Origin of the sequence: Protofrankia sp. Cas3 (assembly GCF_963555955.1) — a bacterium.
Classification (GTDB): Bacteria; Actinomycetota; Actinomycetes; order Frankiales; family Frankiaceae; genus Protofrankia.
Window position 1 is genome coordinate 1 of record NZ_CAUVXP010000184.1, and the last position, 10,307, is coordinate 10,307.

At 68.5% G+C, this 10,307-nt stretch carries 10 protein-coding genes and 1 pseudogene; 5 read left to right on the top strand and 6 right to left on the bottom strand.

Going from position 1 to position 10,307, the window contains the following annotated elements; translation table 11 throughout:
* Positions 1-229 precede the first annotated feature (229 nt).
* A complete protein-coding gene (locus tag U9983_RS23885) occupies positions 230-1,051 on the bottom strand; it encodes an alpha/beta hydrolase (protein WP_322756167.1) in 822 nt (273 codons plus the stop codon).
* A 411-nt stretch (positions 1,052-1,462) separates the two neighbouring features.
* Entirely contained in the window at positions 1,463-2,680 is a 1,218-nt protein-coding gene (locus U9983_RS23890; protein ID WP_322756168.1) for an NAD(P)/FAD-dependent oxidoreductase, read from the bottom strand.
* A gap of 415 nt (positions 2,681-3,095) precedes the next feature.
* Here U9983_RS23890 and U9983_RS23895 point away from each other — a divergent pair, with 415 nt between their 5' ends.
* Together U9983_RS23895 and U9983_RS23900 are read left to right on the top strand one after the other, a co-directional pair.
* Positions 3,096-3,311 (top strand): hypothetical protein, encoded by a 216-nt coding sequence (locus U9983_RS23895; protein WP_322751902.1) that lies wholly within the window; start codon positions 3,096-3,098, stop codon positions 3,309-3,311.
* Entirely contained in the window at positions 3,308-3,733 is a 426-nt protein-coding gene (locus U9983_RS23900; RefSeq protein ID WP_322756169.1) for a type II toxin-antitoxin system VapC family toxin, read from the top strand. Before U9983_RS23895 ends, U9983_RS23900 begins: the two co-directional genes overlap by 4 nt.
* 232 nt (positions 3,734-3,965) lie before the next feature.
* Here the strand turns inward: U9983_RS23900 and U9983_RS23905 are convergent, their stop codons facing one another.
* A complete protein-coding gene (locus U9983_RS23905; RefSeq protein WP_322751605.1) occupies positions 3,966-4,808 on the bottom strand; it encodes an ABC transporter permease in 843 nt (280 codons plus the stop codon).
* Positions 4,805-5,806 (bottom strand): ATP-binding cassette domain-containing protein, encoded by a 1,002-nt coding sequence (locus tag U9983_RS23910; RefSeq protein ID WP_322756170.1) that lies wholly within the window; start codon positions 5,804-5,806, stop codon positions 4,805-4,807. The genes U9983_RS23905 and U9983_RS23910 overlap by 4 nt, the downstream gene beginning before the upstream one ends.
* A gap of 60 nt (positions 5,807-5,866) precedes the next feature.
* Here U9983_RS23910 and U9983_RS23915 point away from each other — a divergent pair, with 60 nt between their 5' ends.
* The gene (locus U9983_RS23915) at positions 5,867-6,544 is read left to right on the top strand and encodes a TetR/AcrR family transcriptional regulator (RefSeq protein ID WP_322756171.1); all 678 of its coding nucleotides are present in this window, start codon (positions 5,867-5,869) and stop codon (positions 6,542-6,544) included.
* 123 nt (positions 6,545-6,667) lie between these two features.
* Here U9983_RS23915 and U9983_RS23920 read toward each other — a convergent pair.
* Positions 6,668-7,687, bottom strand: a pseudogene (locus tag U9983_RS23920) (integrase core domain-containing protein).
* A 139-nt stretch (positions 7,688-7,826) separates the two neighbouring features.
* Here U9983_RS23920 and U9983_RS23925 point away from each other — a divergent pair.
* Positions 7,827-8,363 (top strand): CchlQ, encoded by a 537-nt coding sequence (locus tag U9983_RS23925; protein WP_322756172.1) that lies wholly within the window; start codon positions 7,827-7,829, stop codon positions 8,361-8,363.
* 362 nt (positions 8,364-8,725) lie between these two features.
* Here U9983_RS23925 and U9983_RS23930 read toward each other — a convergent pair whose 3' ends face one another.
* Positions 8,726-9,808 (bottom strand): hypothetical protein, encoded by a 1,083-nt coding sequence (locus U9983_RS23930; protein WP_322756173.1) that lies wholly within the window; start codon positions 9,806-9,808, stop codon positions 8,726-8,728.
* 89 nt (positions 9,809-9,897) lie between these two features.
* On the opposite strand from U9983_RS23930, the gene U9983_RS23935 reads away from it, so the two are divergent.
* A partial coding sequence (locus U9983_RS23935; protein WP_322756174.1) for a TetR/AcrR family transcriptional regulator occupies positions 9,898-10,307 on the top strand: 410 nt, incomplete at its 3' end.

The following is a 10,307-nucleotide window of genomic DNA, read 5'->3' on the forward strand; positions in this document are numbered from 1 at the left end:
CAGTCCTGGCCACCGGAGCGCGCACCGGGCCTCCCACCGACGCCTACGACACCGCCGCCCTCGTCCACCTCACCGACTACCAGAAGTAACGATCAAACCTGTCAGCAATCGGCAAAGAACTTGTGGCGCCACCTGAACCGCGCGCTCGACGTTTTCGTGGCCGACGGGCTGGCCGCCGCTTGATCGCACAACGTGCTCTGACCGTGAACCCCATGCCGGGCAAGCAAAGCTAGCCACGCAGGAAGGCGAGCAGGTCAGCGTTGACCTGGTCCTGGAGCGTGGCGGTAAGGCCGTGCGGCGCGCCTGGGTAGTAGATTTCCTTCGCGCCCTTGATGAGTCGGGCCGATTTCCTGGCCGAGTCCTTGACAGGAACGATCTGGTCGTCTTCTCCGTGCATGACCAGGGTCGGGACGTCAAAATTCTCGAGGTCGCTGGTGAAGTCGGTCTCAGAGAATGCCTTGATGCTCTCGTAGGCGTTCCTAAGCCCGGCCTGCATGCTCCAGAGCCAGAACTGGTCCAGCACGCCCTTGGAGACCTTGGCCCCAGGCCGGTTCGCGCCGTAGAACTGCAGGGCAAGATCCTGGTAGAACTGCGCGCGGTCCTGGAACAGGGCCGCGCGCAGGCCGTCGAAGACCTCGATCGGCAGGCCCTCCGGGTTCGCGTCGGTCTTGAGCAGGAGCGGTGGTACCGCGGAGATCAGGACGGCCCGCGCGACGCGTCCGGTTCCGTGCCGTCCGATATACCGCGTCACCTCGCCGCCGCCGGTGGAATGGCCTACCAGCGTGGCGTCGCGCAGGTCGAGAACCTCGATCACGGCCGCGAGATCGTCAGCGTAGCCGTCCATGTCGTTCCCTGACCCGGCCTGGCTGGATCGGCCGTGGCCGCGCCGGTCGTGTGCCACCACCCGGAAGCCGTTCTGCGTCAGGAACAGCATCTGCCCGTCCCACGCGTCGGCGTTCAGCGGCCAGCCGTGCGAGAACGTGACGACCGGGCCAGCGCCCCAGTCCTTGTAATAGATCTCGGTGCCATCATTTGTCCTGATTGTACTCATTGCCCTGATCCCCTCTCCCCGATGAGCTGGTTAAAGTTTGAGACGTGCCCCGCTTCGCGAGGCCGTAGGCCTGGTTACCCTTGGTTTGGCAGGCCTGCGTTCTTGCTGTGGGTCAGGACGTTGCGAAGCTCCCGGCGGAGGGTACGGCCAGCTTCGGCTCCGGAGCTGACGGCCGATACGGAGGCACTGGCTGCAGCTCGTCAGCGGCGGGCGCCAACGAGCAGAAATCAAGGGATTCCCGAGGTTGAGGGCTAGGGCATATCGAGTGTCGGCGAGCGCGGCCATGCGATCCTCGGGCTGGCCAGCTTCAACGCGCAGCCGTTGTGGTCGGCCATCCTGATGGCGGCCTCTTGATCAGGCGCCAGCGAGCGGCGTCTGCTCCTTGGTCGCTCGCAGCAGCAGGGGTAGTGGTCACCGCGCTATCGGGTCCCAGCCGCGCAGGTGCCTGACGGACTGGCGGTACTCCCACTCGATGGCGTCCTTGAGCAGGTGAGCCAGCCGCCCGCCGGTGGTGGTACCGGCGATGTCGGCGACCCCGCGGCGGGTCCCGACCGAGACGACGAACCCCTTGTCATGGAAGGTGAATGCCTCCCGCGGCCCGCCCTCCAGCTCCGCGTCCAGGTTGCGGGCCACCATCTCGCCCTCCTCCAGCGCCACCTGCGCCAGCGGCGGCAGCACATGCCCCGTGCGCGGATCGGTCACCGAGGCCAGGTCGCCGGCGACGTAGATCTCCGGATGGTCCAGCACGCGCAGGTACTGGTCGACCTTGACGCGGCCGTTGTGGCCGGTAGGCAACCCCGAATCGACAACAAGCTCGGGTGCTTTCACCCCACCTGCCCAGACGAACACGCCGCCCTCCACCAGCTGGCCGTCCTTGAGTCGGAAGCCCTCCTCGGTCGCTGCGGCGATCGCCGCGTTGGTGCGGACCTGCACGCCCAGGTCAGAAAGAATTCTGGTGGTCTTGTCGATCAGCTGCGGTGAGGAGCCAGCCAGGATGGTGGGGCCTGCCTCGACAAGCAGCACGGCGGGCCGGTCAGGCGCCAGGCCGTGGCCGCTGGCCACCTCGGGCAGCACCTCGGCCAGCTCGCCGGCCAGCTCGACCCCGGTGGCGCCGCCGCCGCCGACCACCACTGTCGCCAGGCGGCGCTGCCGCTCGGGGTTGGCGGCGGCCGCGGCGGCGTCGAGCGCCTTGCTGGCCGCCGCCCACACCCGCTCGGCGTCGCTGGCCGAGTACACCGACAGGGCGCGCTGGGCTAGACCGGGGATGGCGAAATCATTGGGCCGACTGCCCAGCGCCAGCACCAGCCGCCGCCAGCCGATCGGCCCGGCCCCGGTGAGCAGCCGCCGGCCGGCCAGGTCGAAACCACTGATCTCGGTCTGGACGAAGCGGACACGCTCGGCCAGCACGTCCTGGAGCGGGATACGCACCGCGCTGGCGGCGCGGGTGCCGCCGGCGACCTGGGGCAGCTCGGTGAGCACCTGGTGGTAGTCGTGCCGGTCGACCAGGGTCAGCTCCATCGTGGGGTTGTTGCGCAGCCTGGCCGTCAGGCGCAAGGCGACGTGCAACCCGGCGTAGCCCGCACCGGCGACTACGATCGGACCGCTGTCCCCGGCGGTGGATGCATTCATGGCGTTCTCCATGGGGGCTGCCCCTCCTGGCGAAGACGGCGTCCAGCCAGGTGCATATCTCCTGCGCCGGCCGAGTCGGGTTGTTGACCTGGCAGCGCCGACCCTGGCCAACCCGAACAACCATGCCCCTCGAACCTGCGATCCATCCGCACCTTCGTGATCGTCGTCGGCCTGCTCAGCTCGGTGTTCGTCATCCGCACCTTCCCCGCCCCGCCGCCCGGGAATCCACGCCAGCTGTCATCGGTCGCCATCGCCGCGGTCATCGGCTGACGGCTGAGTCTGCCGGTCGAGGCGGTGCCAGCGCTGGGCACTGGTGGTACCACGCGGTATCATGTGGGTTGTGGCTATGACGCTCAGGCTCAGCGATGAACAGACGGAGGCGCTCCGGCGGAAGGCGGAGGCTGAACATCGTTCCATGCAGCAAGTCGCGCTGGCTGCCATCGACGCCTATGTTCACCAGGCGACTCCCGTGCGCCGCCAGTCGGTTCCGGTCACTGAGCTTATGACGATGTTCGAGGACCTGCCTCCGATGAGCGCAGAGGCGTTCCGTGCCGATCAGGGGCGCTACGCGGACGCTGAGGCATACTTCGACGCCTACGAACGCGTCCGCGAGCCCGGGGACGGCGAGTGACTGCCCGCTACCTGCGCGGGCTCGGCGACACGAACATCCTGATATGCCTGGAACGGCTGGCGGTCGATCAGCTGCCCGCCGAGCTCCTAACCAGCGCGGTCAGCCTCGCCGAGCTGTCGGCCGGGGTGCACTCGGCCGTGGATGCCCGTGAACGCGCCCGGCGGGTCCTTCGCGTCCAGCGAGTCGAGGCGACCTTCAGCCCGCTGCCCTTCGATGTTGAGTCCGCCCGGCAGTACGGGATTATCGCCGCCGAGACGATCGCCATGGACCGCAAGCCACGCGGCCGCGTCGCCGACCTGATGATCGCCGGCATCGCGGCAGCGAACAAGCTTCCTCTGTTCACCACCAATCCCGCAGATTTCCGCGGGCTTGAATCGGTCGTTACTGTCGTTCCAGTTCCTGTCCCGGCGGCCGCTCCCTAAACGGCGCGGATCGCCGATTTTCGGCTGCATACTGTATATCTGCCGCGCCGGGGGTTTTGCATCGACGAGTAGCAGCCGCTCAGCGTACCCGCCACCCGGATATTATCGCGGCGTGTAAGGGACTGTGCGTTTTCAGGGCCGCGTCGAGTAGTTGATGATTGGGTGGCGGTCACCGTGGGCCACCATTGGTGGCGGCCGCTGCTGTGCAGATGACATATCCCATGGGCGTGTGTCAGGTGACGACGCGGCGCCGGAAGTGGCGTATTCCCTGCCAGAGCAGCAGGGCCGTGAAACCGATGAGGGCAGGGTAGATGATGTAGAGACTCAGGTGGTGGGTGGGGGTGACGGAGGCGCGAAAGCCCTCGCTGACGTAGGTCAGTGGATTGGCTAGCGACAGTGCCTGCACCCAGCGGATGGGGCCGAGTGTGCTCCATGGGTAGAGGGTGCAGCCGAGGTAGAGCAGCGGCGTCAGCATGATTGCGAATAGTGCGGTGACGCTGCGCGGATCGAGGGCGGTGCCTAGGAAAAGGCCGAGGCTGGAGCACATCAGCGCCCCGATTGGTGCGAGCGTCAGGAGCAGGGCCCAGTGGAGGTGGACGTCGGGTCGGGCGGAGGGGACGAACTCGGCGAGGGGGAAGACGACGACCGCGGCGAGCATGCCTTGCAGCGCGCCGGCGACGACTTTCGCGAACGCGACGAGTCCGACGGGGATAGGGGACAGGACACGGTCGTCGATCTCGCGTGTGTAGCCGAACTCCTGGACCAGTGGCATGGCGACCGCGAAGATGCCTTGGAACAGGACGACCATCGCAAGCATCCCGGCGAGGAGTGTGGTGGCTTCGTCGCCCGCCTGGGCGCCGGTGCCGTGGCCGGGGGTGATTTTCGGGGTGACGTAGCCGAGGACGAACAGCAGCATCAGGGGTTGCACCACGGTGCGGGCGAGGAAGTTGCTTGGCTGCCTGCGTAGCACGGTGAGGTCGCGGGCGAGCAGGGCGCCGACCGCGCGGCTGGCCGCGACGACGGAGGGGTGGACCGGTGTGGCGGCCGGGTCGGGGACGGCGGTGGCGGTGTTCATCGGTCGCGGAGCTCCTTGCCGGTGAGGCGGATGAAGACGGTTTCCAGGGAGGGTTCGTCGACGCGGATATCGCGCAGGACAATGCCTGCGCCTGTCACAGCGGCGACGATGGCCGGGAACACTGCTCGCCCTCCGTGGACCATCAGCAGGACGGCGTTCTGCAGAATGTGGACGTCGTGGATCCCGGGCACCTGCTCGCGCAGCAGTGCTGCCAGCTGCCGTGGCGGTGTCTCTGCCGCCACCGTCACGACCGTGTCGGCGTCCATCGACTGCTTGAGGCTCTCGGGCGTGTCGAGGGCCAGCAGGCGTCCGTGGTCGATGATGGCTACCCGGTCGGCGAGCTGGTCGGCTTCCTGCATGTCGTGGGTGATCAGCATGATCGTCTGACCGGCGGCGCGCAGCTCGCGGACCATGCTGTGCAGGGCGAGACGGCTTTGCGGGTCCAGGCCGGTGGTCGGCTCGTCGAGGAAGAGGACCGCCGGCTGGTGCAGGATCGCGCGGGCGATCATCAGCCGCTGGGTCATGCCACCCGACAGGCCGTCCACCGGTTTGCCGGCGACGTCCGCGAGCGCGACCTGCTCAAGCCGTAGATCGGCCTCACGGCGGGCATCGGCGGTGCGCATGCCGAAGAACCGCCCGTGGAAGACGAGGTTCTCCCGCACGGTCAGACTCCGGTCGAGGGTGTTGCGCTGCGGGACCACGCCGATGTTCCGGCGGGCGTCGGCCGGCCGGCCCGCGACGTCGATCCCTGCCACCCAGGCTCGGCCGGCCGTCGGCACGACACCCGTCGTCAGCATGCCCACCGCGGTGGACTTGCCCGCGCCGTTCGGGCCGAGGAGAGCGAACACCTCGCCCCGGCGGACCGACAGATCAAGGCCGTCCACCGCGACCGTGCCATCCGGATAGACCTTGCTCAGTCCATCGGCGTGGACCACCGCCTCGACGGACGCGGAACCTTCCGGGGCAGCCACGGTGCGGCGCCGGAGGAGAGAGGACATGGACGCTCCCAGTATTGGACTAGACCGTCTAGTCCAAGTTCTCTCGCTAGTATTGGACTTGTGAGTCCACGTGGTCAAGGTGGGCGGGCTCCGGCCGCCGGTTCGGCGGCCCCATCGCCGGACACGCACCCCGGCCGGCCCGACAAGCGGCGGGCGATCATCGACGCCGCCCGGCGGGTGTTCCTACGCAACGGCTTCACCGACACCAGCGTCGATGCGATCGCGGCCGAGGCCGGGGTCTCCAAGCAGACGATCTACAACCACTTCGGCGACAAGAAGAGCCTGTTCACCGCGGTCATCGAGACGGCACAGCGCGACGCCGCGAGCGAAGCCGAGTCCCGGTTCGCGACGGAGTTCACCGAGTCAGGTGACCTGGACCGCGACCTTCGTGCCGCCGCACGGATCTGGGTGGAACTGATCCTCGCGAAAAACATCAACGCGCTGCGCCGCGTCATCATCGCCGAGCAGGTGCGCCACCCCGAGCTCGGTGACGAATGGGCCCGCCCGCGCACCGTCTTCGAGAAGGTCCTCGCGCGCGAGATCAAACAGCAGGTCCACAACGGGGTCCTCGAGGTGCGCGACGTCGACCTGGCTGCCCACCAACTCGTCCTGCTCACCGCGTACGAGGCAGCGCACCAGTCCCGCTACGGGATGCGCGACCTCTCACCCGCCGACATCGAGAAGATCGTCGATGATGGCGTTGAGATGTGGCTGCGCTGCTACCGAACACGCCGGTAGGTGCACCGCAAGCGAGACGGCAAGATCGCACGTCAAGGCGATCCGGGCCTGTGGGGCTCCAAAACGCCGATTGGGCCGGTGACCTGTGGGTTTGCCGGGTGGCGTCCATGCCAGGGGACCTGGTCAGGCGGCGTTGCGGTATTCGTTGATGAGGCCGCCGAGGATGCGGGTGCGACGGATGGCGGCGCCTGGGGTGGGTTGTGGTGCTGGCGGGTCGGGTGGTTGCTGGTCGAGGGAGCGGTGCGGCCGGTGTGTGTTGAAATGCTCGGCGTAGGTATCGAGGACCGACGTGAGGTGTCGTTCGGAGACGATCAGCATCCGGTCGGTGCACTCGCGGCGGGCGCTGGCGACCCACCTTTCGGCGATCGCGTTCGCTTTGGGGGCCTGTGGTGGGGTGGGCAGCACGCTGATCCCGGCACCGGTGAATACCGCGTCGAAGGTGGCGGTGAACTTGCTGTCACGATCACGGATCAGGAAGTGGAAGTTTCCGGCGCGGTCGTCGAGGCCGATCAGCAGGTTTCTTGCTTGCTGTGTCACCCAGGCTCCGGTCGGGTGCTTGGTGGCGCCGAGGACGTGGACGTGGCGGGTGGCGTGTTCCACGACGAAGAACACGTAGATTCGCTGCAGGAAGACGGTGTCGACGGTGAAGAAGTCGCAGGCCAGGATGCCGGCCGCCTGCACCCGCAGGAAGGACCGCCAGGAGGCCTCCACCCGCCGTGGTGCGGGATCGACACCGGCCGCGTGCAGGATCCGCCACACGGTCGCGGCCCCGACCCGGTAGCCCAACCCGACCAGCTCGCCCTGGATCCGGCGGTGCCCCCAGCCGGGGTTCTCCCCGGCCAGCCGCAGCACCAGGGCGCGGATCTCGCGGCGAACCGGTGGACGCCCCGGTGTCGTCCGGGGATACGTTCACTTGCGGGCGAGGATTTCGCGGTGCCAGCGCAGCAGCGTCGCGGGCGTCACGAAGAAGGCATCCCACCGGGTCCGGGGTAGCAGCCGCGACAGCGCCGCCAGGAGGACCCGGTCTGTCGGCTCGAGCGCTGGGCGGTGGACGTGGCGGCGCAGTACCGCGACCTGATGGCGCAGGACGAGCGGCTCGACGTTCTTGGCCCTCTCACCGCGGACCCGTAACAGCGTCAGCACGAATCGACGTTCTGGAGCCCCACAGGGTCGCGCGCTGTCGCCATGGGTTCGCGACCGCGATGCGATGGGTCGTAGCCTCCCTACGAGGGCAGTCGCAGAGGGTGCACTTTTCGTGGGCACGACAGGCAGAGGGGCGAGTGTGGACTGGACGACCTTGGTCGCGACCTTAGGCGGTGGCGCCCTCGCTCTTTCGGGGACCATCCTGGCCGACGTCCTGCGCCATCACGACGAGAAAGACAGGAGCCGGGAGGCCAATCGCCGGAGCCTGTACATCGATTTCGTCTCCGCGGTAGGGGTTTGCCATACCCGGCTTCGCCAGATCGCCGAAGGATCTGAGACGCCGAGCAACCGTGAGGTGAGTACCCGCGCGGCACTGGCTGACGCGGGAATCTACGAGGCGAGGGAGAGGCTCTTCATCGACGCCACCTCGACCGTGGCCGGCGCGGGTCAGGCCATGTACGAACAGCTGCGGGCACTGCGACGGGTGGTGGCAGCAGGTGCTTCCATCTCATCCGCCAGCTTTCACGACGCGTACCACCCGTACCTCGACGCGGTCTGGCACTACAGGCGGTATGTCCGAGAGGAGCTGGGGACGAAGGCACTGTCGCCCGATACCTTCGGCTGGCCTTCCTGGAACGGTCGCGAACGGTGCGACCTGTGCAGGCCGTCGCAGTAGAGTCCGTGCTCGCGCAGCGCGCGAAGCGAACTCACATGCCGGGGCGCTGTTGCGTTGGCCGGGCGTGGCAGTCAGGGTGGCCGACCGGGCATGATCGAATGATGCGTCGTCGTCGTCGTCGTTGTCGTCGGTCGACACCCAACACCAGGGTGCCTTCCTCCTCCGCCTCGCGATCTACGTGCCCCAGCCCCGCTCCTTGATCCACACCCCTATTGCCGGGCGCTCTTACGCGGCGTCGTCGTCGAGCATGTGACCCTGTTGAGCAAGCCATAACAGGCGTGAGTTCATTCGCGTGGCAGATCATAGCGGCCGCAGCGACGAACGGGCTCTCCCGAGCATCTGATTCGGTAACACGCACGATGTCAGGTGGGTGTCGCTTCGGCGCGGCGGGCGATCGCGGCGAGCCATTCGCGGCGGATCAGACCGGACGGCACCCGGATCAGCGCCCAGTAGCGACCGAAGGCTCGCCGGGCGGCGTCGTCGGTCGGCGCTATGGCCGTGGTCGTGGTCAGGATGCTGCTACGCCCGCCGTCCGCCGAGACGATGGTGAGCGCCGTGGCGACCTTGGCCCAGCCGGGCTCGTCGAAGGCCGCGAAGCCGGCGGCGTCGGCGACCTGTGCCCGTGCTGGCCGTGGCTGCCAGAACCGTGCGACCGTCCCGAGGGCCAGCAGCGTGGGTTCGTCGGCGAGCCGGACGAAGCCGCGTCCGGCGAGCTGGTCGACGAGCCGGGTTGGCTCGGGGGTGCCGGTCGTCTCGCCGGGGCCGGTGCGGCGAAACATGTGCGCGGGCAGGCTTCGCATGGTCGTCAGAATTCCCGTCAGGGGCAGGTCGGTGGTCTCGAGGTCCAGGATGGCTTGCCGTACGGCTTCGGGGGAGGCGGCGACCCGCCGGCTGTAGCGGCTGCCGAACGCGGCTCCCGGCAGCAGCGACGGCGGCTGCGTCGCCCCCGGCTGTCGTCGGGTGCGCGCGAGCACGCCTCGCAGCAGCCGGACCCGCCGGGACCAGCCGGCCGGCCGGCTGGCGAGCGTGCCGGTGAGTTCCCGTTCGGCGTTGTCGAGCGCGTCTTCGATGAGCGCGTCGTGCAGCGGTCGGTAGACCAGCGGCCAGCTCAGGCGCGTCGTCCCGGTGGTGCGGCCGGTGAGCGTGTGGCGGAGCTCGACCCGGCCACCGGGCTGCGACGCCACCGTGAAGTGGTGGGTGCCGACGAGCCCGATGCGTGGGTCGAACCGAAAGGTGATGTCGCGACCTGGCGTGTAGGAGTCGACGGCGTAGCGGATCGGCCCGTGGCCGCCGCCGGCGCCGACGCCGAGTGGCCGGTCGAAGTGGATCGGCGGCCAGCCGCGGGTGGGCCAGAGCCGGTCGTCGGGGCCGGCCAGGGTGTCGAGCAACGCACCGGCGGCCTCGACCGACCCGGCGACCGTCCTGGCGTGGATGTTGGTGACCATCGCGCCTGCCTTGTCACGGTTCGGAACACCGTCGCGGCACGGTCCATACGGTGCCGTACGGTTGGATGTCTGTACGGTAGCGTACGGACGTGGCGAAGACCAGCGGCCGGGCGCCGCGCCTGGGTCGGCGTGAGTGGGTCGACGCGGCCCTCGACGCGCTCGCGGACGGTGGTGTCGCGGCGGTCGCGGTGGAGCCGGTCGCGGTCCGGCTGGGAACGACCAAGGGCAGCTTCTACTGGCATTTCGCCAACCGGGACGCGCTCCTCGTGGCGGCGCTCGAGGAGTGGGAGCGTCGGCACACCGAGCAGGTGATCGCCGATCTCGAGGTCCACGCCGACCCGAGGGCCCAGCTCCGGGTGCTGTTCCACCAGGCTTTTGTCGGGGTGGGCACCGGCTCGGTCGAGGCGGCGGTGCTGGCGGACGCGGCATCGCCGTTGGTGGCTCCGGTGCTTCGCCGGGTTACCACGCGACGCTTGGATTACCTCGAACGGACCTACGC